At 66.8% G+C, this 23770-nt stretch carries 20 protein-coding genes; 17 read left to right on the forward strand and 3 right to left on the reverse strand.

Features of this window, described 5'->3' with window-relative positions; all coding sequences use genetic code 11:
- Positions 1–65: 65 nt before the first annotated feature.
- From AC1DMQ_RS14680 to AC1DMQ_RS14700, 5 genes are all read left to right on the forward strand, one after another.
- Positions 66–485, forward strand: a complete 420-nt coding sequence (locus AC1DMQ_RS14680; RefSeq protein ID WP_477034296.1) for an EF-hand domain-containing protein — start codon at positions 66–68, stop codon at positions 483–485.
- Positions 482–1411 (forward strand): alpha/beta hydrolase, encoded by a 930-nt coding sequence (locus AC1DMQ_RS14685; RefSeq protein ID WP_477034297.1) that lies wholly within the window; start codon positions 482–484, stop codon positions 1409–1411. Before AC1DMQ_RS14680 ends, AC1DMQ_RS14685 begins: the two co-directional genes overlap by 4 nt.
- Positions 1412–1904: 493 nt before the next feature.
- Positions 1905–2957 (forward strand): alpha/beta hydrolase, encoded by a 1053-nt coding sequence (locus tag AC1DMQ_RS14690; RefSeq protein ID WP_477034298.1) that lies wholly within the window; start codon positions 1905–1907, stop codon positions 2955–2957.
- Positions 2958–2977: 20 nt separating this feature from the next.
- A complete protein-coding gene (locus tag AC1DMQ_RS14695) occupies positions 2978–4297 on the forward strand; it encodes an SGNH/GDSL hydrolase family protein (RefSeq protein WP_477034299.1) in 1320 nt (439 codons plus the stop codon).
- A 143-nt stretch (positions 4298–4440) separates the two neighbouring features.
- Positions 4441–5688 carry an MFS transporter gene (locus tag AC1DMQ_RS14700; RefSeq protein WP_477034300.1) on the forward strand — a complete coding sequence of 416 codons (1248 nt, stop codon included), beginning with the start codon at positions 4441–4443 and terminating at the stop codon, positions 5686–5688.
- A gap of 26 nt (positions 5689–5714) precedes the next feature.
- Here AC1DMQ_RS14700 and AC1DMQ_RS14705 read toward each other — a convergent pair whose 3' ends face one another.
- The gene (locus tag AC1DMQ_RS14705) at positions 5715–6755 is read right to left on the reverse strand and encodes an alpha/beta hydrolase (RefSeq protein WP_477034301.1); all 1041 of its coding nucleotides are present in this window, start codon (positions 6753–6755) and stop codon (positions 5715–5717) included.
- A 598-nt stretch (positions 6756–7353) separates the two neighbouring features.
- Here AC1DMQ_RS14705 and AC1DMQ_RS14710 point away from each other — a divergent pair.
- The 5 genes from AC1DMQ_RS14710 to AC1DMQ_RS14730 all read left to right on the forward strand — a co-directional run bounded on the left by AC1DMQ_RS14710 (position 7354) and on the right by AC1DMQ_RS14730 (position 14451).
- Positions 7354–8511 carry a glycoside hydrolase family 68 protein gene (locus tag AC1DMQ_RS14710; RefSeq protein WP_477034302.1) on the forward strand — a complete coding sequence of 386 codons (1158 nt, stop codon included), beginning with the start codon at positions 7354–7356 and terminating at the stop codon, positions 8509–8511.
- Positions 8512–9414 (forward strand): ROK family protein, encoded by a 903-nt coding sequence (locus AC1DMQ_RS14715; RefSeq protein WP_477034303.1) that lies wholly within the window; start codon positions 8512–8514, stop codon positions 9412–9414. It abuts the gene before it with no gap.
- A gap of 68 nt (positions 9415–9482) precedes the next feature.
- Positions 9483–10832 (forward strand): neutral/alkaline non-lysosomal ceramidase N-terminal domain-containing protein, encoded by a 1350-nt coding sequence (locus tag AC1DMQ_RS14720; RefSeq protein ID WP_477034304.1) that lies wholly within the window; start codon positions 9483–9485, stop codon positions 10830–10832.
- A 152-nt stretch (positions 10833–10984) separates the two neighbouring features.
- Complete coding sequence (locus AC1DMQ_RS14725) at positions 10985–11962, forward strand: LacI family DNA-binding transcriptional regulator (RefSeq protein WP_477034305.1); 978 nt, start codon at positions 10985–10987, stop codon at positions 11960–11962.
- A 404-nt stretch (positions 11963–12366) separates the two neighbouring features.
- Positions 12367–14451 carry a TonB-dependent receptor gene (locus tag AC1DMQ_RS14730; protein ID WP_477034359.1) on the forward strand — a complete coding sequence of 695 codons (2085 nt, stop codon included), beginning with the start codon at positions 12367–12369 and terminating at the stop codon, positions 14449–14451.
- 266 nt (positions 14452–14717) lie between these two features.
- Here AC1DMQ_RS14730 and AC1DMQ_RS14735 read toward each other — a convergent pair whose 3' ends face one another.
- Positions 14718–16682 carry a hybrid sensor histidine kinase/response regulator gene (locus AC1DMQ_RS14735; RefSeq protein ID WP_477034306.1) on the reverse strand — a complete coding sequence of 655 codons (1965 nt, stop codon included), beginning with the start codon at positions 16680–16682 and terminating at the stop codon, positions 14718–14720.
- Positions 16683–17002: 320 nt separating this feature from the next.
- Positions 17003–17245: a glutaredoxin domain-containing protein gene (locus tag AC1DMQ_RS14740; RefSeq protein WP_477034307.1), complete on the reverse strand. Its 243-nt coding sequence runs from the start codon at positions 17243–17245 to the stop codon at positions 17003–17005.
- Positions 17246–17456: 211 nt separating this feature from the next.
- Between AC1DMQ_RS14740 and trbB the strand changes: the two genes are divergently transcribed.
- The 7 genes from trbB to trbL all read left to right on the forward strand — a co-directional run bounded on the left by trbB (position 17457) and on the right by trbL (position 23769).
- Positions 17457–18410, forward strand: a complete 954-nt coding sequence (trbB, locus tag AC1DMQ_RS14745; protein ID WP_477034308.1) for a P-type conjugative transfer ATPase TrbB — start codon at positions 17457–17459, stop codon at positions 18408–18410.
- Between the two features lie 77 nt (positions 18411–18487).
- Positions 18488–18832 carry a TrbC/VirB2 family type IV secretion system protein gene (locus AC1DMQ_RS14750; protein WP_477034309.1) on the forward strand — a complete coding sequence of 115 codons (345 nt, stop codon included), beginning with the start codon at positions 18488–18490 and terminating at the stop codon, positions 18830–18832.
- Complete coding sequence (locus AC1DMQ_RS14755; protein WP_047409356.1) at positions 18832–19098, forward strand: VirB3 family type IV secretion system protein; 267 nt, start codon at positions 18832–18834, stop codon at positions 19096–19098. The genes AC1DMQ_RS14750 and AC1DMQ_RS14755 overlap by 1 nt, the downstream gene beginning before the upstream one ends.
- Before the next feature lie 2 nt (positions 19099–19100).
- Positions 19101–21533: a conjugal transfer protein TrbE gene (gene trbE, locus AC1DMQ_RS14760; RefSeq protein ID WP_477034310.1), complete on the forward strand. Its 2433-nt coding sequence runs from the start codon at positions 19101–19103 to the stop codon at positions 21531–21533.
- Between the two features lie 3 nt (positions 21534–21536).
- Positions 21537–22235, forward strand: a complete 699-nt coding sequence (trbJ, locus tag AC1DMQ_RS14765) for a P-type conjugative transfer protein TrbJ (RefSeq protein ID WP_477034311.1) — start codon at positions 21537–21539, stop codon at positions 22233–22235.
- On the forward strand, positions 22232–22468 hold the full coding sequence (gene trbK-alt / locus AC1DMQ_RS14770) for a putative entry exclusion protein TrbK-alt (protein WP_477034312.1): 237 nt from the start codon (positions 22232–22234) through the stop codon (positions 22466–22468). Before trbJ ends, trbK-alt begins: the two co-directional genes overlap by 4 nt.
- Positions 22465–23769: a P-type conjugative transfer protein TrbL gene (gene trbL / locus AC1DMQ_RS14775; RefSeq protein WP_477034313.1), complete on the forward strand. Its 1305-nt coding sequence runs from the start codon at positions 22465–22467 to the stop codon at positions 23767–23769. Before trbK-alt ends, trbL begins: the two co-directional genes overlap by 4 nt.
- Position 23770 lies beyond the last annotated feature (1 nt).

The following is a 23770-nucleotide window of genomic DNA, read 5'->3' on the forward strand; positions in this document are numbered from 1 at the left end:
CCGTCCAGGCCCGCCGCGCCAAACTCCCCCGAACGGCGCGGCGGGTGTTTTCTCCGGAGACCGAAATGAAGATCCTGACCCTGTCCATCGTCTGCCTGGCCGCCATGGGCGCCTCCAGCGCCGACGCCGCCTCGCGCAAGCCTGGCGCCGCGCTCGACAAGGCCGACGCCAACCACGACGGCTATGTCACCCGCGACGAATTCAGAGCCTCGCGCGCATCGCAGTTCCAGCGCCTTGACCGCAACGGCGACGGCCTGGTGACGCTGTCGGAGTTTCCCCGCCTGGCCAAGTCGAACCGTCCCAAGGCCCAGGCCCTGAAGACCGTGATCACCCACGCCGACCGCGACGGCGACGGGCGGGTGACCCGGGCCGAGTTCGTCGATGGGCCGGCCCCCCTGTTCGATCGCGCCGACCGCGATCAGGATGGCCGCCTGTCGCGCGACGAGGTCGCCGCCGTCCGCGACCAGCTTGAGAGCCTGAAGTGACCTCACGCCGAAAGACCCTGCTGATCGCCCTGGCGGTCGCGGCTCTGACCGGGACCAGCGCCGTCGAGGCCGCCCAGCTGGGGCCGGGCCTTGGGGGGCAGTTGCGCCAGCGCCTGCAGGAGAAAAAGGCCGAGGAAGAGCGCGCGATCGATCTGCAAGGCATCCTATCCGGCGCTCGTAAGCAGACCCACGCCTACGGAACCGACATGGCCCAGCGGCTGGACGTCTATATCCCGCCGGGCGCCCGGAACGCACCGATCCTGATCATGGTGCACGGCGGGGCCTGGACGATCGGCGACAAGGCCAATACGGGCTCGGTCGAAAACAAGCTCAAGCACTGGCTGACCAGGGGCTGGATCGTGGTCAGCGTGAACTACCGCATGCTGCCCGACGCCATGGCCTACGCCCAGGCGCAGGACGTCGCCCAGGCGGTGCGCTGGGCGCAGGGCCATGCCGAGGACTGGGGCGGCGATCCGAGGAAGATCATTCTGATGGGTCATTCGGCCGGCGCGCACCTGGTGGCGCTGGTCTCGTCGCGGCCCGACATGGTCGGCAGGCCGTGGGCCGGGACGGTGGTGCTGGATTCGGCCGCGATGCAGATCTCGGCGACCATGGCCGGCCGTCATCCCGGCTTCTACGACCGGGCGTTCGGGTCCGATCCCGCCTACTGGGCCAAGGCCTCGCCGATGGACCAGTGGACGCCAAAGGCGGCGCCGATGATGCTGGTCTGCTCAACCCAGCGGCCCGACGATCCGTGCGACGACGCGCGGCGATTCCAGGCCAAGGCCCGGGCGGGCGGACGCGACATGCCCGTTCTGCCCCAAGCCCTGACCCACGCTGATATCAACCGCGCCCTGGGCCTGCCGGGCGCCTATACCGACGCCGTGGACGCCTTTATCGCGGAACAACTGAAACGATCATTTTAGTCGTTTCGGAAAGCCCGCAGCCGTTGATCTGGCGCTCGCCCGTCTCCGTCTTCGTGGCGGTTATCCGTGAATCGATGCCGACACGCACCGGCGACCTACGACAGCCTAGCCATCGTCATCGACAAACGTCGATACAGCCGTGGCGTCACCAATCCATGCAGTCAGGCGCCAAGCGCCGTGCGGGCCTCGATGTCGGGTGGCGCCTTACGCATCCTCCCAGGAGGGGTCTCATACGCGACCCAAAGCAAACGATTGCGTAATGCTTCCGAATGCGTTTATTGAGTGAGCTCGGAAGCCCTCCCACAGAGAGGGAGCGCGAGGAACGGGACCAGGGGAGGCAAGGATCGAAAATCGATTGCTGAAGGCAACCGTTTCCGGCGGAATCCGCATCCTGGCGCCGCGAGACGCGAGCTTGGCCGCCACGGCCTCGCATCCACGCACGACGAAAGCCTCCCAAACGGTCGATGGGCGCCGGGCCCTTGCGGTCGCCGCCATGCTCGCGCTGAGCTTGTCCGCGGCCGGCGCCGGCGCGAACGCGACGGAGGTCACGCCTCAGGGGGCGGTGACCATCAACGGGCTGACGGTGCCGGTTTCCGACCGGACCAGTCCCGAGGCCCAGGCCTATGTCCGCCACATCCTGGTTGATCGGCCCTTCGCCGGCGGACCCAGCGCGACAGCCGACATTGAAGGATATCGTCGCCGCCAAGACGAGATCATGGAGACGTTCCTCAAGCCGATCCGGGCGCGCTACCCGGTCAAGGTCGCGGCGCGGCGCATCGGCGGCGTGCTCACCGACGTCGTCACGCCCGCCCAGGGCGTGGCGCCGCGCAACGCCCATCGGGTGCTGCTCAACATCCATGGCGGCGGCTTCCTGTCCGGGGCCCATACCGCCGCGCTGGTGGAATCCATCCCCATCGCCGCGACCATGGGCGTCAAGGTCGTCAGCATCGACTACCGCATGAGCCCGGAGGCCAAGTTTCCGGCCGCCTCCGAAGACATCGCGGCCGTCTATGCGGAGATGTTGAAAACCTACAAGCCGTCGCAGATCGGCCTCTACGGCTGCTCGGCGGGCGGCATGCTGACCGGGCAATCGATCGGATGGTTCCAGACCCACGGCCTGCCGCGCCCCGGAGCGATCGGGGTGCTCTGCGCGTCGCTGGGCAAGCTGGTGAGCGGCGATTCAGCCTATGTGTCCGGCCCGCTCAACGGCTATCCCGCTCCGCCGCCAGCCGCCAACGGTCGGCCGCGCGGCATGAGCTTCGCCTATCTGGGCGAGGTCGCCGACGACGATCCGCGCGCCTATCCCGAGGTCTCGCCCAAGTTGCTGGCGAGCTTTCCGCCGACCCTGTTCATTACCGGCACCCGGTCGATGGAGATGAGCGCGGCGACCTATTCCCACAATCAGTTGGTGAAGGCCAAGGTGGAGGCGCGGCTGCACGTGTGGGACGGCCTGTTCCACGCCTTCCTCTACAATTCCGACCTGCCGGAATCTCGAGAGGCCTACGACGTCATCACTGATTTCTTCGACAAGACCCTCTCCCGCTAGTCGACAGCCAGGTGCAACACATGTGGAAGCCACTCATCGCCCTCGCCGTCGTCGGCGGCCTTCTGAGCACGACCGCCAGCCTCGCCGCTGAACCCGTCAACGGCGGCCAGAAAGCCGCCGCGCCGCGGGCCGACGAGCGCTGGGTCAGCTCGTGGGGAACGGCCCTGGAGCTTTCCCCGCCGCCCGCCCTGAAGATGCCGCCGCCGCCGGCCGCCGTCATCAGGTCGATGTCGTCGATGCCGCGCCCGATCGTGCCCTATCCTGACAGCCTGGCCGACAAGACTGTCCGCATGATCATGCAGACCAGCCTCGGGGGCAAAGCGGTCCGCATACAGCTTTCGAACGCGCAAGGGCGCCCGCCTTTGATCATCGGCGCGGCCCACGTCGCCATCCGGGACCAGGGGGCCGGCGTCGTCCCGAGTTCGGATCGGGCGGTGACCTTCGGCGGCAAGACCACGGTGACCATTCCCCCCGGCGCGATGATCGTCAGCGACCCGGTCGCCCTGGCCGTGGCCGCCGAGCAGGAACTGGCGGTGTCGCTGTACGTGCCCGCCGGGACCGAGGGCCATACGATTCACCCGGTCGGCCTGAACCCCACCTACATCGTCGACGGCGACGCCACCGCCGCGACCACCTTGTCCGCCCCCAACACGGTGCGCTCTTATTTCTGGCTGGCCGGCGTTGAAGTCCTCGCCGAGGCTCCCAAGGGTGTCATCGTCGCGTTCGGCGACTCGATCACCGACGGCTTCGCCACCACGCCCGGCGCGCACGCGACCTGGCCCGAGATCCTGGCCCGACGGCTTCGCGCCGACCCCCGCACCCAAGGCTGGGGCGTGATCAATGTCGGCATTTCCGGCAATCGCGTCCGGCGTGACGGCGCCGGCTCCAGCGCCCTGGCGCGATTTGACCGTGACGTCCTCAGCCGGCCCGGCGTGCGATGGATCGCGCTCCTCGAGGGCGTCAACGACATCAACATGACGGTGATCCCGGGATCGCCGCCCGCCGAGCACACGACGGCCGAGCAGATCATCGACGGCTACAATCAGTTCATCGAGAAGGCCCACCTGCACGGCATCAAGGTCATGGGCCTGACCATCACCCCCACCGAGGGGCTGTGGCTGCAGACGCCGCAAAGCGAAGCGATGCGCCAGGCCGTCAATCACTGGATCAGAACCAGCGGGCGCTTCGACGCGGTCACCGACTTCGAGGCGGCGGTTCGCGATCAGTCTCAGCCTCCACGCCTGCGCGCGGACTTCGATCCAGGCGACCACATCCATCCCAACGACGCGGGAAACCTGGCCATGGGGTCGTCGATCGACCTTGGCCATTTCGCCCACTGACGAGCGAGCAAGCGGATCGAAATTGGCTGGGCCGCGCGTAGCGCCGCCAGGGAGAGTAACGTGAAGACAGTTGCGCGTGAGCCTAGATCAGCACGGGAGGCGGTCACCGGTCGCCTGGAAACGCTGTCGGCGGGGGCGTGGTCATGACCGGCTCGACCCGTCAGAACACCCGGCTTCTGAAGCTCCTGACCTACCTGATGTTCGCGATGTTCGCGATGACGACGGACTCGGTCGGCGTGATCATTCCCCGGGTGATCGAGCAGTTCTCGCTCGGCATGACCGTTGGGGGCGCTTTCCAGTACGCCACGATGTCGGGGATCTCGATCGCGGCGCTGATGCTGGGCTTTCTGGCCGACCAGCTTGGCCGCAAGTGGACGATCATCGTCGGGCTGATCCTGTTCGGCGCGTCCTCGGCGCTGTTCGCGGTGGGGCACGATTTCCTGTTCTTCGTGGGGCTGCTGTTCGTCTCGGGCGTCGGCATCGGGGTGTTCAAGGCCGGCGCTCTGGCGCTGATCGGCGACATCTCAAGCTCGACCCGCGAACACGCGGCGACGATGAACACGGTCGAGGGCTTCTTCGGCATCGGCGCGATCATCGGACCGGCGATCGTCGCCTGGCTTCTCGCTTCGTGCGCCGAATGGAAATGGCTCTACGTCATCGCCGCGGTGCTGTGCGGGGTCTTGGTCATCGCCGCCTCGGCGGCGAAATATCCCCAGCCGCCCGCCCGCAAGGTCGACCAGGAGCCTCGCCTGCGGCAGACGCTGGGTTTGCTGCGCGATCCCTTCGCCTTGGCGTTTGGCCTCGCGCTGATGCTCTACGTGGCGGCCGAGGCGGCGGTCTATGTCTGGGCCCCGACCTATCTGAGCGGGTATGAGGGCAACCTGGCCTGGTTCGCGCTCTATGTGGTCTCAATCTTCTTCGTGCTGCGCGCGGCCGGCCGTTTCCTGGGCGCGTGGCTCCTGTCGCGCTTTGACTGGTCGGTCGTGGTGGCGCTGAGCGCGGGCGGGGTGCTCATCTGCTTCCTGGTCAGCGCGATCGGCGACCGTGGTGTCGGCGCGATCGCCCTGCCGCTGTCGGGGCTGTTCATGTCCGTCCTCTATCCGACGATCAATTCCAAGGGCATCAGCTGCTTCCCCAAGTCGCAGCACGGCGCGATCGCCGGTTTGCTGCTGTTCTTCACCTGCGCCAGCGCGGTTCTCGCCCCCTTGGCGATGGGCGCGCTGAGCGACCTCATGGGCGACGCCAAGTTCAGCCTCTACCTGGCCACCGCCTTCGCCGCCGCCCTGGCTGTGCTGGCGGTGCTGAACGTCGCCCTGGACCCGACGCGGGCGCGGTTGGCCGAGCGCGACAGCGAAGATTATCTGCCGGCCGAAGCGCTCACCGAGCGGTGAGCGCTTCGATCCGCATCGTCGGCGCCTCAGGGCGTCGGCGATGCGAGCAGACGGGCGATCGCCGTATCGATCGCGGCGAAGAACCGGCGCGAGACATCCGCGCCCGGTACGATGAACGGGAAGGCGTGATAGGCGCCGGGCACGACCAGCAATTCGGTCGATACGCCGCTGTCCATCAGGCGGCGGGCATAGTCGATGTCCTCCCGCAGGAACAGGTCCAGCCCGCCCACGCCGATGAAGGTCGGCGGCAGGCCGCGCAGATCCTCGACGCGCGCTGGAACGGAACCTTGCGGGGGATTGGCCGAGCCGGCCGCGACGCCCAGCAACGCGCTCCATCCCAGCCGGTTCTGCTCGGGCGTCCAGACATATCGACCTTGATCGGGCGGTGGTTGGCGGGTGCTGCCGGTCCGATCGTCGAGCATGGGGTAGACCAGCACTTGTCCCGCCAGCTTGAACCGGCCGCGGTCGCGCGCGGCGATCGCCAGGGCGGCCGCGTGTCCGCCGCCGGCGCTCTCGCCCATGACGATCACCCGGCGGCCATCAACGCCCAGGGCCTGGGCGTTGTCGTGGAGCCAGGCAAGCGCGGCGTAATTGTCCTCCAGAGCCCCCGGAAACCGCACCTCCGGCGAGAGGCGGTAGTCGACGCTGACGATGACGCAATCCTGCGCCGCGGCGATCCGTTGCAGGTTGGGGATGTCGGTGGTGGGGGAGCCGAGAATGTATCCGCCGCCATGGATGTGCAGGATGGCCGGACGTACGGCCTCGCCCCCGGCGTTGATCACGAACACCCTCAGGGTGTCGGGGCCCAATGGTCCGCGGATCTGGCGTGTGACGACCGGGGGCGCGGCCAGGAAGGGCGCTCCTGGCGGCGGAGCCTTTTGTCGAAAGGCGATGAGATCCTGCTCGGTCATCGATGGGATCTTCATCCGCTCCGGATGCGCCAACGGTCCTCGCAGCTGGGGGTCCACGACGCTCAGGTCCTCGGCCGGCGACTGGGCTCGCACGGAGCCGCCCGCCGCCAGGGCTGTCATGGCGAGGGTCGCGCCCGCGAATCCTCGACGTGTCATGGGGTGCCTCATCGTTTCCTTCCGCATTTGATCGCCCGTCTTGAAGCGCGGGCCGGCGATCGACCATACGCTGGGCTTGGCGTTTGCAGCAATCGGTTGCTGCTTCATGCGTGAGCCTCAAAGTCCGTATCGATATCGGGCAATCAAAGCTGAGGTCGCCATCAATCCATATTGACCAGCAAACGATTGCATGAAAAGTMTGATGCAAGCGACGCCAGCCAAAGGCGACCTGTCACGAGTTGTTTTTGAAAAGCGTTTTCCATCCTGGCTCGTCGTTCCGATCCCGCGACGGGCGTCGATGATGAGGCCGGGTTGGAGCAATGGGCGCGTGTCGCGGCCGATGCCGCGCGCCGTTCTCGAAAGATCGCCTTACCTGCGAGGCGACTGCCCCCGCGAAGGTCGTCCTGCAATCTTCGCGGGGGTCTTTTTGTCCGCCTTGATGCTCAGGCCAAATCCGGCGGGAACTCGCGGCCAAGAGATCGCGGCGCGGCTTCCAAAATAGATCTCAAAATCACACGGCAATCGTTTGCTACATCGGTTTGTTTCTTTTACACCCGCGCAGTTGGCGGGCTTGCTTCCAGCCGCACCAGGAGAGTGCATGTCCAGTTCTTTTCCCTCGGCGGTCGCCGGTGAACGCGCTTCCCCGGACCGTTGGAAGCCCGATCATGTGGCGGGGATCGACAGCGGCCGCATGTGCGCGGCGCCGCTGATCGTCGAGGCTGACATTGAACGCATCGCACCGGACCTGGATATCTGGGATGCCTGGCCCGTTCAGGACAGGACAGGCGCGCCGGTCGAGTTCGGCGAAGGCGCGACGCTGTGGATGGCCCTGGGCGCGCCTCGGTTCGAAGATCCCGACATCCGGCACGGACACGCGCGCATTCACCTGCTCCATCACGACGGCCAAGGCTGGTCCCACCGGGGCCTCCTCATGCCCGAAGGCTTTTCGCCCGGCAGCCGGGAGTGGTCTGGATCGGCGGTGCTCGACGACGACCAGCGCACGCTGACCCTTTATTTCACCGCCACCGGCCGGCGGGGCGAGGAGGTGCTGACCTTTGAGCAGAGGCTGTTCAGCGCTCGCGCGACCGTCGAAAGGGCAGGCGCGCATCTGACCTTTTCCGACTGGCGAGACCTGCTCGAAATCGCCGCGCGCGACCCGGAACACTACATGGCCAGCGACGGCGGTGTGGGCGTCATCGGGACGATCAAGGCCTTCCGCGACCCGGCCTATTTTCACGATCCCCGAGGCGGCGGTCATTACTTGTTCTTCGCCGGTTCCGCGGCGGGGACGGGATCGGCTTTCAACGGCGTGATCGGCGCCGCCGTGTCTCGAACGGGGGACGGTAGCGACTGGCGGCTGACGCCGCCGCTGATCGACGCCACCGACGTCAACAACGAACTCGAGCGACCGCATGTCATCATGGCTGGCGGCCTGTACTACATGTTCTGGTCGACCCAGACCCACGTCTTCGCGCCGGACCTTAGGCATGCGCCCACGGGTCTGTACGGCATGGTCTCCAGCAGCCTGGACGGCGGTTGGCGCCCGCTGAACGGCTCGGGCCTGGTCTTCGCCAATCCCCCCTCCGCGCCGCGCCAGGCCTATAGCTGGCTGGTGCTCCCCGACCTCTCGGTGATCAGCTTCATAGACGATTGGGGTCGTGGACTGGACGATCTCGGCGCCCGACGGTTCGGCGCCACGTTCGCCCCGACGCTCCGCCTGCGCCTGGCGGATGATCTGGCCGATCTGGAGGCCTAGATGGTGGTGCAATCCCTGTTCGCCGGCGTCGAGCTCGGTGGCACGAAGTCGATCGCGGTGCTCTCGGCCGGCCGCGAGATCCTGGACCGCCACGTGGTCGCGACCACGACGCCGGACGCCACCCTGGGCGCCCTGGCCGAGACGCTGGAACGCTGGGAGCGGGAGCATCCCATCGCTGGACTTGGGATCGCGTCGTTTGGTCCGATCCAGCTCGACATCGCCGCGGACGATCATGGCCGCATGCTGGCGACCCCCAAGCCGGGCTGGAGCCATGCGCCGGTCGCCTCTGTCCTTACGCGCGCCTTCCCCGGTCCCTGGGCGATCGACACCGACGTCAACGGCGCGGCCCTCGCCGAATACGACTGGGGGGCGGGCAGGGGATGTCGATCGCTCTGGTACCTGACGCTCGGCACCGGCGTGGGCGGGGGCCTCGTCGTCGACGGCCGCCCGGTCCACGGCGCCATGCACCCGGAGGTCGGGCATCTCAAGCTGAGGCGCGCGCCTGGCGACACCTTCGCCGGCGCCTGCCCCTTCCACGGCGATTGCGTGGAAGGGCTCATTTCGGGCCCGGCGCTGGCGGGGCTGTTCGGAGGCGACCCCGCCGAGGTTGGGGATGAAGACCCTCGGTGGGATCATGTCGCCCACACCTTGGCCGAACTCGTCGGCGCGCTGCTCCTGACGACGGCGGCCGATCGGGTCCTGATCGGCGGCGGCATCGCGATCGCCCGGCGTCAGCTGCTGCCGCGGGTCCGGGCCCAGGTTCTCGAGCGTCTGGAATCCTATTTGCCCTTCGTGACACCCTCGAGCGTGGATCGGATCATCACCACGCCGGAGCTCGGCGCGGATGCGGGGCCGCTCGGCGCGATCGCCCTGGCGATCAGAGCCGCCGAGCGAACACCCTAGCCGGAGAGGACCGCCTTGCGGTCGATGCTCGATTTTTCAATTACAAACAATAACATCGGGAGAGAGACGTGAAGTACACAGTTCTGGCTTTGACGACGTCGATCGTGGCTCTGCACGCGACGTCCGCGCTCTGCGCCCCGGCGGCCGCGCCGCTGAACGCGGGGGCGGCCAAGATCGATATCACCCCGACCAAGGCGCAACTTCCCAAGGGCTATGACGGGGTCAACGACCCGATCTATGTCCGCGCCACCGTGCTCGAGCACGACGGCCAGAAGGCGGCCCTGGTGAGCGTGGACATCGGTGGAATGCCCGACTCCGTCTGGGCCGCCGTCGTCCAAGGCGCGCAAAGCCTCGGCATCCCGTCGGCGAACCTGATGCTGACCGCCACCCACTCCCACAGCGTGCCGCGCGGCGTTCCCCAGCTCGACGAGAAGATCGTGGAGGCCCTGCGCCAAGCCGCCGCCAAGATGCAGCCGGCCACGATCGCCTACGGCCAGGGCGTTTCCTACATCAACATCAACCGCAACATCATCGACCCCAAGACCCGTCGCTGGTGGGAGGGGCCGAACTATGAGGGGCCTTCCGACAAGACCGTCGGGGTGGTGAGCATCACCTCGGCGTCGGGCCAGCCGATCGCGGTCTATTACAACTACGCCGTCCATGCGGTCGTGAACGGGCAGCTGGACATGGTCAGCGGCGACATTCCCGGCGCCGCGTCGCGCTACATCGAGGACTCCCTGGGAAGCGGCGCGGTCGCGATCTGGAGCGAAGGCGCAGCCGGCGACCAGAACCCGATCTTCTTCCAGCAGGCCTATGATCTGCGAAACATCCGGATCGCCGACTACTCCAAGCGTGGGGAGGACATCAGCAACGCCATGCCGCCCGGCGGCCAAGGCCTCGACAGGAAGAATCCCCAAGTCGCCCGGCTGATGGCCCAGCAACGCCAGATGGTCGATTCGATGGGGCAGATGCTCGGCGAGGAAGTCCTCCGGGTGGGACGGGACGTCCTGGACCGGCCCGAGGTCAATCCTCGCATCTTCGGCGCCTCCAAGACGGTGACCTGCCCGGGCCGCGTGCGCACGGACAAGGGGCGCGCCGGCTACCCCGGAACCTATACCGACGGCCCCGACGTGCCGATCCGTCTCAGCCTGCTGAAGATCGGCGGCATTGAGATCGGCGGCGTCAACGCCGAGGTGTTCAATCCCATCGCCGAGCGCTTCAAGGCCAGGAGCGGATCCAGCCGCGCGATGATGGCGACCCTGACCAACGGAATGGCGCCCTCCGGCTATATCCCGCACGATGAGGCCTTCAGCCAGAACACCTTCGAGGTCGTGTCCTCCAGGCTCAAGCCGGGTTGCGCCGAGACCGCGATCATCGAAGGCCTGCTGGACTTGGAGCAAGCCTCGGAATCGAACTAACTTCTTCGCGGCTGCGTTTGCGTGGCGACCTTGACGAAGAAGCGTCATTGGCGTCCGCTGAACGGTCTAAGCTTCTCCTTGAGGTTGCCTTGCCCCCTAAGATTCGATCCGAGTCCAACCAGGCGGGCGCGCGACCCCAGAACATCCAGGAGTTGGCGAAGATCGCCGGCGTTTCGACGGCGACGGTTTCTCGGGCCCTGACGGGCGCCGGGAAGCTGTCGGCGGCGACGCGGGAGCGTATTCAAAAGCTTGCCGCGGACCTGCAATTCAAGCCCAGCACCACGGCGCGTAATCTCAGGATCGGACGGACGGGGGCCATCAGCGTCGTGGTCCCCATCGGGCACGAGCGAACCCAGCACCTGTCCGACCCCTTCTTCATGACCTTGATCAGCCATGTGGCCGATCAGCTGGCCGACCATGGCTACGACGTGCTGCTAAGCCGCGTCGTGCCCAGTGATGTCGATTGGCTGGATCGCATCGCCCGGTCGGGGCGCGTGGACGGCATCATCGTCATCGGCCAATCCGACCAGGCGCTGGTCCTCGATCAGATCGCCAGGGCCTACAAGCCCATGGTCGTCTGGGGCGCCCAGATCGATGGGCACGCCTACTGCACGGTCGGCAGCGACAACCGTCTGGGCGGTCGGATGGCGACGGAGCATCTGCTGGCCCAGGGCTGTCGCAAGCTGGCCTTTTTCGGCGACCCCACGGTCCCAGAGGTCGAGGAGCGCCTGCGCGGCTTTCGCGACGCGCTGAAGGCCTCCGGTGACAAGGTGGTCGGCGCGCTCCTGCCGGTTCACTTCGTGCCGGACATGGCTCTAGCGACCATCTCCGACTATCTGGGCGTCGCCGATCGGGTGGACGGTATTTTCGCCGCTTCCGACACCATCGCCATGATGACGATCCAGGCCTTGGCCGAGCATGGCCGCTCGGTGCCCGACGACGTCAAGGTCGTTGGGTTTGACGACCTGGAGATCGCGCGCCACACCTTGCCGCCCCTCACATCGGTCCGGCAGGATCTTGGGCGGGGCGCTCAGGCGCTGGTCGAGGCGCTCCTTGCCTTGATGCGAGACGAGGCGGCCGCTTCGGTTCTTCTCGCACCGACTCTCACTGTTCGCGCTTCGACGGCCTAGAGTCCCGATCTGCCCCGACGATGGGCAGTTGAACCGGCGGCGGCCGGATCCTTGAAGCAGGCGGTCTTCGTGCCCCGCGCAAACACTGCAATCGATTGTCCATCGGCGGCTGAGAACGCTTCCCTGAGCCGCGCGCGCGCCGCAAGACTCGCGGTATAGTCCCGCTGCGTCCCGCCAGAAGCGTTATCGCTTGGTAAAAATGCCACCGTTCTTGAGAGTTGGGTTGACCTGCAATCGTTTGCGCTGCACTGTCTGATCGTCGCCAGCTAGCAAACATCAAGGGCTGAGGCGTAACTCCCGCCGTCGGAAGAGCGGGAGAAGAGCGACGTAACGCGCTCAGACGTTAGGGGAGAACAGGGATGCAAAATCGGAAGTGGCTCGCGGTCAGCGCGGCCGCCTTGGCTATGAGCGCGTCTTGGGGCGCCGCGCATGCTCAGCAGACCGCTGGCGCGCAGAGCGATCACCGGCAGGGCGCGGATGAAGCAGACAGCACCATTCAGGAAGTTGTCGTCACCGCCTCGAAAACCGGCGGGCAGACGCTCCAGGCGGTGCCCATGGCGATCCAGGCCTTTTCGGGCGAAGAGCTGAAGGCGCGTAATATCGGCAGCGTCGGCGACCTCGTGTCGACCATCCCCGGCGCCTTCGAAGGCTTCCGCCAATCGGTGGGGTCGCGCTTCTACAATCTGCGGGGCGCCGTCACGCAGAACGGCGACTCGCCGCTCGGCTACTATCTCGACGACGTTCCGTTCATCGTCACCAACTTCGGCATCGCGCCGCCGGTGCGGTTCATCGACATGGACCGCGTGGAAGTCCTGCGCGGACCCCAAGGGACGCTGTACGGCCAAGGCTCGTCGGGCGGCGTGTTCATCTTCCACACGCGCGATCCCAATCTCAGCGATATCGAATACGCCGCCGAAGGCGAAAGCGCGAGCACGAGGGGCGCTGAAGGCTTGAACTACGGCGTCTCGGGCGCGGTTTCGGTGCCGATCATCAAGGACAAGCTGGCGATCCGCATCAGCGGCGGCACCGCGCGCGACGCCGGGTGGGCTGACGCCTACTACGGGCCCTACGACGGCACGCCGGACCAGAAGGGCGTCAACAAGGCCAAGAACGACGACCTGCGCCTCGTCGCCCTGTTCCGCCCGACCGACAATGTCGAGATCCGCGCCCAGTACTGGCATTTCCAGCCGCGGCAGGACTTCACCGGCTTCACGGCGTCGGTCAAGCCGCCCTATTTCCAGAACACCGCGGGCCAGCAAGGCTTCTCCAACGGCGACTTCAAGCTGTGGAGCCTGGCGGCGAAGGTCGACTTCGACGGGTTCTCCATCACCAGCGCGACCAGCAATCTGGAGGGTGATTTCGGGATCAACATTCCGCAGTCGCCATCGGGGTTCTTCTCAAGCCGGTTCCTGCCCAAGATGTTCGCGCAGGAAGTCCGCGTGAACTCCACGACCGAGGGTCCTCTGCACTGGGTCGCGGGCGCTTCCTACCAGGACGGCGAGGGACCGCAGGTCAACGCGCTCGTTCGTCCCGGCGTGAACATCAACGCCAGCAACAACACGCTCACCGAGAACTACGCGTTCTTCGGCGAGGTCAGCTATGATCTGTTCGGCGGCAAGCTCGTGCCGCTGGTCGGGTTGCGGACCTATCACGACGACCGCTCGTTCGCGGACGGCACCTCGTCCGTCCCCACGGACGCGGACGTCAACACCTGGCGGCTCAACCTCGCCTATCTGCCCACCGACAATCTGACGATGTTCTTGTCAGCCTCCACCGGTTTCCGCCCGGGCATCGTTCAATCTCGCGTGCAGGTCCAATCCCTGACCTTGGCTGGCGTCCCGGTGTCGGTGGCCCTTGAGCCAGAAGAATCGAAGAACTACGAGTTCGGTCTCAAGTGGCGCAATGACGACAGGTCGTGGACGGTCGGCCTGAACCTCTACCAGCTCGAATACACCAACCTCCAGACCTCGGTCACCGGCGGCATCGAGGGGGTGAACGGCTTCGCGAACTTCGGCGACGCCACCACCAAGGGCGTGGACATCGAGCTTCATTGGCGCACGCCGATCAAGGGCCTCGGCGCCGGGTTCGTGGCCAACTTCAACGACAGCAAATACGACACCGTGAACGCCGTCGTGGCCAAGGCGCAACCTCTGCTGCGGCCGGGCTCGCGTCTGCTCAACACGCTCGACCAGAACTATCGCTTCGATATCAACTACAGCCGCGATCTACCCTACGGTCTGGAAGGGTTCGGCAATTTTGCGGTCAGCCACAGCGGCGATCGTATCCAGACCAACGGGTTCTCCTCGCGCCCCTACGATCAGCTGAGCACCACGATCGGCGTGCGGCGTGATCAGTGGGAATTCGCTTTCGTCGGCAACAACCTCGCCGATGAGCGCGGCCCGACCTTCGTCGGCACCAACGGGCCCCTGTCGGGTTCGGGTCCGACGCCGCGAACCCTCGGCTTCCGTCTCCGCGTTACCTCCCAGTAAGCTTGGACGTCAGGGTGTTCGCGCCTAGTTGGCCGGACACCAATCGATCGAGCTTACCCATGAGCCCGCCGCCTATGCGGCGGGCTTTTTTTGGGCCGCAGATTCATGGGGTCGCCTACGCCGAATAACCGCCGGGGCTGAGGTCGTGTTTCTGGCCGGGTCCCAATGTCCGCTTCTGGCGCGACCTTGCCGGCCATGCAGAGCTGCGGATCAGGGCAGGGCGGCCAGGGTGGGGAGCCGCCTCGCGCACCCTCCCGACGTGCAGATCATCTGTTTGGTGTGTCAAGCAGATCGCGAACTCGGCCCGCGAGCTGATCGAACGTGAAAGGTTTGGGCAGGAGCTGGACGCCGGAATCCAGGCGTCCGTGATGCACGATGGCGTTGCGGGAATAGCCGGTCGTAAACAGCACCTTGAGACCGGGCCGAAGCCTCTCGGCTTCGTCGGCGACAACACGCCCGCTACGATCCGGCAGCACGACATCCGTGAAGAGCAGATCGATGCGGGTGTCCGACGCCATCAGCGTCAACGCGGCCTCCGCGGTCGCGGCCTCGATGACCTGATACCCGAGCTCCTTCAGCATCATCACGCTGTTGGTGCGGACGTCGGGATTGTCCTCGACCACAAGGATTGCTTCACCCTCGCTCGCAGATGGCTGATCGGCTTCGTCCTCGTCCGGATCGATCGGCAAATCGCCCGTGTAGCGCGGAAAGTAGAGCTTCACGGAAGTTCCTTGGCCTTCCTCGCTGTAGATGGTCACGTGGCCCCCCGATTGTTTGACAAAGCCGTACACCATCGAGAGTCCCAGGCCGGTCCCGCGCCCTACATCCTTGGTGGTGAAAAACGGTTCGAAGACGCGGCCGATCTTGTCCTTGGGAATGCCCGATCCCGTGTCGCTGACCGCGATCATGACGTACTGGCCCGGCACCACCTCCGCATCCTTGCTGGCGTAAGCCTCGTCGAGGAACGTGTTGGCGGTCTCGACGGTGAGCTTTCCGCCCTCCGGCATGGCGTCGCGCGCGTTGACCGCGAGGTTGAGCACCGCGCTTTCCAAGTGGTTTTGGTCGACTTCTACGGCCCAGAGCCGCGGCGACAGCACGCTCTCCAGCTCCACCTGTTCGCCCAGGGACCTGTGCAGCAGTTCAGTCATGTCGCGCACGATGGCGTTTAGGTCCGTGGGCGTAGGCTCCAGCGGCTGTTGTCGAGAGAACGCCAGCAGCCGCGATGTCAGACCCGCCGCGCGCTCGGCGGCGCGACGGGCCATGTTGAGGGCGCGGGTGATCCGCGCCGTGTCCGTGAGCTTGCTGCGACCGATGGTGTCGAGGCCGCCGATGATAACGGTCAGCAGATTGTTGAAGTCGTGAGCGACGCCGCCGGTCAGCTGCCCGACCGCCTCCATCTTCTGTGACTGGAACAGTGCCCTGCGCGTTTCCTCAAGCGACTGCTCGGCCTCCCGGCGCTGGGTGGCGTCACGGGTGATTTTCGCGAACCCCACTAGCTCACCGTCTTCGTCGCGGATCGCGTCGATGATGACATGCGCCCAGAACTTGGATCCGTCTTTGCGGACTCGCCACCCTTCCGTCTCCCAACGGCCCTCCCGTTCGGCGGTTCGCAGACCCTTCGTCGGCACACCAGCGACCTGCTCATCCTCGGTGTAGAACCGGGAGAAGTGCTCGCCGATGATTTCCTCGGCCTGGTAGCCCTTGATGCGCTCGGCGCCGGCGTTCCAGCTGGACACCCGGCCGGCCGGATCGAGCATGTACAGTGCGTAGTCGGTGACGCCCTGAACGAGGAGCCTGAATTGCTCCTGGCTGCGCCTGAGCTCCTCCTGCGTCTCACGCCGCTCCGTCAGGTCGCGCGTGATCTTGGCGAAGCCGAGAAGCTGGCCATCGCTATCGCGTATGGGGTCGATAACCACATGGGCCCAGAACCGGGTGCCGTCCTTGCGCACCCGCCAACCTTCACGCTCGAAGTGGCCTTCCTCGGAGGCTTGCCGCAGCGCCGTGGCCGGCAACCCGGCGGCGCGATCCTCGTCGGTATAGAAGGTGGAGAAGTGCTTGCCGACAATCTCCTCCGCCATGTAGCCCTTGAACCGAGCCGCACCGGGGTTCCAGCTCGAAACCACGCCTTGTGGGTCAAGCATGTAGATCGCGTAGTCGGTGATCCCTTCCACCAGGAGACGATAGCGCGCCTCCTCCGACATCGCGCTAGGGGCGGTCTTGGATTCCGACAAAAAAAGCGTCTCCGATTGCGCGGCGATTGTGAAGGAACGCAGAACGCCTTTTATCCTGACGGATGTATGGAGGCGAGGGGCCTGCGGTCGCGCGGGCCGCCCAAGCCAAACTCCGGGCCGCGTTCTTAGTTCAAGGGCGACGGAGCGGATGGTAGCTGCGTCGGAGGCATTGACTTCCCATCGGCGTTCGGCTGGCCGGGCAGGATCTCGATTAAGGCTGGGGCGGTTAAGTCTCGCTGGCTGGACGCCATACGTCCATTTACTGGAGGCGATCCAGCGGCAGCTTTTGGCGCCAGTCGGACTGCCTCAAGGTCTTTTCGCTATGCCAAATAGGCTTCCAGGTCATCGCACCCGCCGACGCGCTCCCCGTCGATGAAGATCTGCGGCGTCGTATCGACCTTGTGCTCGGCCTCGAATTTATCGACCGCCTCGCGGGTTCTGAGCACTTGGTCGTCGACAGCAAAGCCATGGTCTTCGAGTAGCGCTTTGGCTTTTACCCCAAAGGGGCACGTGTGCTCGGGCGTCACCATCCGATAGAGGGTCGCGTTACGCTTAGCCGACACAAACGATCTCCTCGCCAGGTCACAACCGACTAACCGCCAGCGAGGCGCGGCGTTCCCGTCTGGGCCGCTTACCGGCTACTGCGGGCGCGGAGCGGCGTTGAAATTCGCTGATCGTTCTTTGTCTTTCCCATAGTTTTCGATCTCCAATTCGCTGTTGAGATCGGCTGAAACGCGGTCTTCTTAGTCGTCCTCGTGAACCACGGGGACCGACATGGACCAGCCCGAAACCACCGTTGAACTGACCCGGGGCCAGCGCATGCTGCGCTCGGCGCTGGGGCCGCTGCTGTTGGCTCGCCTCGACGATCCCGGCGTCGCCGAGCTGATGGTCAACCCGGATGGCCGGGTGTGGCTCGACCGGTTCGACGCGGGCCTGATCGACGCTGAGCTGTCGGTGGCGCCGGCTGACGCCGAGCGGATCCTGCGGCTCGTCGCCCACCATGTCGACGCCGAAGTCCATGCCGGCCGGCCGCGCCTGTCGGCCGAGTTGCCCGGAACCGGTGAGCGGTTCGAGGGCCTGATGCCGCCCCTGGTCGCCGCGCCCGCCTTCTCGATCCGCAAGCCCGCGCGCCAGATCTTCTCGCTCGAAGACTATGTCCGCACCGGCGTGATGAGCGCCGAGCAGGCGAGCGGCCTAGCCGAAGCGGTGCGTGAGCGGCGCAACATCCTGGTGGCGGGGCCGACGTCGAGCGGCAAGACCACGCTGGTCAATGCTCTGCTGGCCAAGGTCGCCGAGAGCGGCGACCGGGTGATCCTGTGCGAGGACCTGCGCGAGCTGCAGTGCGCCGCGCCCAACCTCGTGGCCATGCGAACCATCGACGGCGTCGTCAGCCTGACCGACCTCGTCCGCTCGACCCTGCGCCTGCGCCCCGACAGGATCATCATCGGCGAGGTGCGGGGCGGGGAGGCGCTCGACCTGATTAAGGCCTGGGGCACGGGCCATCCGGGCGGCATCGGCACCCTCCACGCTGGCTCAGCCATGGGCGCGCTGCTGCGCCTGGAGCAGCTGATCCAGGAAGCGGTCGTCACCGTGCCCCGCGGCCTCATTGCCGAAACCATCGACGTGATCGCCGTCCTCTCCGGCCGTGGCCGACAGAGACGCCTGATCGACCTTGCCCGCCTGGAGGGCCAGGCGCCCGACGGCGCCTACCAGCTCAGCCCCGCCTGAGATCTAGCCCTTCAAACCCCTGACATCCAAAGGAGAACGGCCTCGTGTCCACGAGCCTTGCCCTTCCGCGCGCCCCCATGCCTGCTCGTCGGGCGCCGCGGCGACCGCTACCGCGTGTCCGCAACTGGGTCTTCGCCGGCGTCGCCGCCGCCACGACCCTGATTTCCGCCCAGGCCTTCGCCGCCGGTTCGTCCATGCCCTGGGAAGAGCCGCTCCAGAAGATCCTGGAGTCGATCGAAGGCCCTGTCGCCAAGATCATCGCGGTCATCATCATCATCATGACCGGCCTGGCCCTGGCCTTCGGCGACAGTACTGGCGGCACCCGGCGCCTGATCCAGATCGTCTTCGGCCTGTCGATCGCCTTCGCGGCGTCGAGCTTCTTCCTGTCGTTCTTCAGCTTCGGCGGCGGAGCCGTCATCTGATGGCCGGCGATCGCGCGTGGACCTTCGCCGCGCCCGTGCATCGGGCGCTCACTGAACCGGTGCTGCTGGCCGGCGCGCCGCGCGCGATCGCCCTGGTCAACGGCACCTTGGCCGCCGCCCTCGGTGTCGGGTTGCGGCTCTGGCTCGTTGGCCTTGCCCTCTGGGCGATCGGTCATGGCCTGGCCGTCTGGGCCGCGCGCCACGACCCCCTGATTTTCGAGGTTGGTCGGCGGCACGTTCGCATCCCCGCCCGGCTGGAGGTCTGAGCATGCTCGACCTTCGTGAATATGCTCGTCGGCCCGCCGGTCTGGCCGACTACCTGCCCTGGGCTGCGCTCGTCGCGCCCGGTGTGGTTCTCAACAAGGATGGCTCGTTCCAACGGACTGCCATCTTTCGCGGACCCGATCTCGACTCCGTGTCGGACGGCGAGGTCGCGGCCGTGGCCGCCAGGGTCAACAACATCCTGCGCCGTCTCGGCTCGGGTTGGGCGGCCTTTGTCGAAGCTCGGCGAGATCCCGCCCAGGCCTACCCCGACAGCCTCTTTCCCGACCCGGTCTCGGCGCTGGTCGATCATGAGCGCCGCGCCGGCTTCCTGGAGGAGGGCGCACATTTCGAGAGCCGCTACTACCTGACGCTCCTCTACCTGCCGCCGCCGGAACGGACCGGAAAGTTCAGCGGCCTCTTCATCGAGGGACAGGCCAACGGCGGTCTGGACTGGCGCGCCGAGCTGGCTGGCTTCGTCGAGCGCTCGGGGCGGGTGCTGGCGCTCGTCGAGGGGCTGATGCCTCAGGCGCAGTGGCTGGACGACGCGGCGACCTTGAGCTTCCTGCACGGCGCGATTTCCACGCGTCGCCAGGACGTGGGCGTCCCCGAAACCCCCATGTTCCTGGACGCCCTGCTGGCGACCGAGCCGCTCGACGGTGGGCTGGAACCGCGCCTGGGCAGGGTTCACCTTCGGGTCCTGACGATCGTGGGATTTCCGGCCTCCACGGTCCCGGGCCTGCTCGATGATCTCAATCGCCTGGCCTTCCCCTACCGCTGGACCAGCCGCGCGATCTTTCTCGACAAGATCCAGGCCCAGGGGCTGCTGACCAAGATCCGACGCCAGTGGTTCGCCAAGCGCAAGTCGATCGCCGCGCTCCTTCAAGAGGCGCTGACCCAGCAGCCGGCCGCACTCGTCGACAACGACGCCTCTAACAAAGCGGCCGATGCCGATTTGGCTCTTCAGGACCTGGGCGAAGACGCCGTCGCCTACGCCTACGTCACGGCCAATGTCGTGGTCTGGGATGAGGATCCCGTCCGCGCCGAGGCCAAGCTCGCCTTGGCCGAGAAGGTCATCACCGGGCGAGATTTTACGGTCATTCGCGAGCGGGTGGGGGCCGTCGAGGCCTGGCTCGGAACCTTGCCCGGCCACGCCTACGCCAATGTCCGCCAACCGCCGCTGTCGACGCTGAACCTGGCGCACATGGCGCCCCTGTCGGCGGTGTGGGCCGGTCCGGAGCGCAACGCGCATCTAGGCGGCCCTCCGCTCCTCATGGCCCGGACCGAAGGCTCGACGCCGTTCCGGCTATCGCTCCATGTCGGCGACGTTGGCCACACCCTGATCGTCGGGCCGACCGGGGCGGGCAAGTCGACCTTGCTGGCGCTGATGGCCTTGCAGTTTCGACGCTATCGCGGCGCCCGGATCTTCGCGTTCGACTTCGGCGCCTCCATCAGAGCGGCCGCCCTGGGCATGGGCGGTGATTTCCACGACCTGGGCGGCGTGCTTCGCGACGCCGACCGGCCGGCCGTCGAGCTGCAACCCCTGGCCCGGATCGACAACGAGGCCGAGCGCATTTGGGCGGCCGGCTGGATTGCAGCGATCCTGGGACGGGAAGGCGTGGCGGTGACGCCGGCCGTGCGCGAATACATCTGGTCGGCGCTGGGCAGCCTCGCCAGCGCCCCGGCCGAGGAGCGCACCCTCACTGGGCTTGCGGCCTTGCTGGCCAATCTCGACCTCAAGCGAGCGCTGGCGCCCTATTGCCTGGGCGGACCTTGGGGACGGCTGCTCGACGCCGACCGTGAAACGCTCAGCGATCACGCGGTCGAGGCTTTCGAAACCGAAGGACTGCTCGGGACGGCCGCCGCGCCCGCCGTGCTGGCCTACCTCTTCCACCGGATCGAGCGACGCCTCGACGGCGCCCCGACCCTGATCCTGATCGACGAGGGCTGGCTGGCGCTCGACGACCCGGACTTCGGCGCGCAGCTGCAGACCTGGCTGGGCACGGTTCGCAAGAAAAACGGCTCGGTGGTCCTGACGACCCTGTCGCTGGTCCAGATCGAACAGAGCCCGGTCGCTCACGCGATCATCGAGCTTTGCCTGACCAGGATTTTTCTCCCCAACCCCTGGACCCGCGATCCTGTCGGCTCAGCGGCTTATCGGCGCTTTGGCCTCAACGAGCGCCAGACCGAGCTGATCGCGCGGGCCACGCCCAAGCGCGACTACTACGTCAAGTCGCGCGCGGGAGAGCGCCTGTTCGAGCTGGGCCTTGGCCCGGTGGGCATGGCCTTCGCCGGCAGCGCCTCGAAGGCCGACCAAGTGGCCATGGCCATGATCATGGCGACCACGGACCGCGACCAGTTCGCCGCCGAGTGGCTTCGCGCCCGCGGTCTGGCCTGGGCCGCCGACCTCCTTCCTGACCTCACCCTTTCCGGAGATTGATCGATGATCGCTCGCCGACGTCGCGTCGTGCTCGCGCTGGCGCTCGCCCTGGCCGTTCCGGCCAGGCCGGTCCTGGCCCAGTTCACCGTCTACGACCCTACCAACTACGTCCAAAACGTCCTGCAGGCCGCCAGGGCCCTGCAGCAGATCAACAATCAGATCAGCTCGTTGCAGAACGAGGCCCAAATGCTGATCGGCCAGGCCAAGAACCTGGCCAGCCTGCCGTATTCCTCCCTGGCCAGCCTCCAAGCGCAGGTGGCCCGCACCAAGGCGCTGCTGGGGCAGGCGCAACGCTTGGCTTACGACGTCACCTCCATCCAGCAGGCCTTCAGCCAGAACTATGGCGCCGCCAGCCTGTCGGCGACCAACGCCGACCTGGTGGCGCGGGCGGACGAACGCTGGGCCACCTCGGTGGCCGGCTTCGAGGACGCGCTGAAGGTTCAGGCCGGCGTGATCGGCGGCATGGACGCCAACGCCGGCGAGATGAGCGCCCTTGTCGGCGCGAGCCAAGGCGCCAGCGGCGCCTTGCAGGCGGCTCAGGCCGGCAATCAGTTGCTGGCCCTTCAGGCCCAGCAGTTGGCGCAGTTGACGGCGCTGGTAGCCGCCCAGGGCCGAGCCGATGCGCTTGAGGCGGCTGATCGGGCGGCCGCACGGGCCGACGCCAAGGCGCGGTTCTCCAGGTTCATGGGGCGCAATCCATGAGACGGGCGGTTGTCTGGGGCCTGGCCGCCTGGATGGTCCTGCTTGCCGGTTTCCTCGCGCTTCGCGCCGCCAAGACCGCGCCGCCAAAAAACCCGGCCGCAGCCTCGGTCGCGAGCGTTGACCCGGCGCTGGCCAAGTGCCGCGCCGCGGGTGAGGCGGCAGGCCGGGACCCCACGTGCCTGGAAACCTGGCGCATGGCGCGCGCGCGCTTCTTCGGGAGGCCTGCGTCATGAACGACACCGGCGTCATCGACACCTTCTTCGCCACCTTCAATCGCTACATCGATAGCGGCTTTGGTTTGCTTGGCGGGGACGTCGGCGCGGTGGCCAACATTCTGGTCGCCATCGACATGACCCTGGCGGCCCTGATGTGGAGCCTGGCGGCGGGAGAGGACGTTCTCGCCCGGCTGATCCGCAAGGTCCTCTATGTCGGGTTCTTCGCCTTCCTGATCAGCAACTTCCACACCCTGTCGACTATCGTTCTGGAGAGCTTTACCGGCCTTGGATTGAAGGCCGCTGGTTCGGGGCTTTCCGCCGAAGACATCCTGCGGCCGGGCAGGCTCGCCGCGCTTGGCATCGCCGCCGGCAAACCATTGCTGGAGGCGGCGGCCGAACTGTCGGGATGGCCGGGCGTATTCGAGAACATCGTCCAGATCCTCGTCCTGCTGGTCGCGTTCCTGCTGGTGATCGTCGCCTTCTTCGTGATGGCGGTTCAGGTGTTCGTCGTCCTCATCGAGTTCAAGATCTCGACGCTGATCGGCTTTGCGCTCGTTCCGTTCGGCCTCTTCGGCCGCACCGCCTTCATGGCCGAACGGGTGCTCGGGGCGGTGATCGCCACTGGCGTCAAGGTCATGGCCCTGGCGGTCGTCATCGGCATCGGCTCGACCCTCTTCGATCAGTTCGTCCAAACTTGGCAAGGCGGCCAGCCGACGCTGGAGCAGGTGCTGGCCTTGGTCCTGGCGAGCGTCGTGCTCCTGGGCCTGTCGATCTTCTGCCCGAGCATCGCCTCGGGTCTGATGTCGGGCGCGCCGCAGCTGGGCCTCGGCGCTGCGGTCGGAACCGGCCTCACCATCGGCGGCATGGCCGTCGCCGGCGCGGCGGTCACCCAGATGGCGGTTGGCGCCGGTTCTGGCCTCGCCGCCAAGGCCGCCCTGGCCGGCGGCGGACGTCCTCCGCCGGGCGGCAATGGCGGCGGCGACAACGGAGCCCCATCGCCGGCCAACGACCCGGTTCCGCCCTGGCGCCCGCCGTCCGCGCCGGCCAGCCCGCCTGGGCCCGCCAACGACGCCGCCGCGCCTGAGGCAAAGACCGCCAAGAAGGCGGCATCGGGCGGGAGCGGCGGCGGCGACCCGGCGCCGAGCGAAGACGCAGGCCCACAAGCCAATGGCCAGGCCGAGACGCCTACCAACGCGCCGCGCTGGGCTCGCGAGCTGAAGCACCACCAACAATTGGCCCATGGCGCGAGCCTGACGGCGCACGCCCTGGCCAGCGGCGACGACCATAGCGCCGGCGCATCCCCTTCACTTTCGGAGTAAA

Source organism: Caulobacter sp. 05L422 (assembly GCF_056397765.1).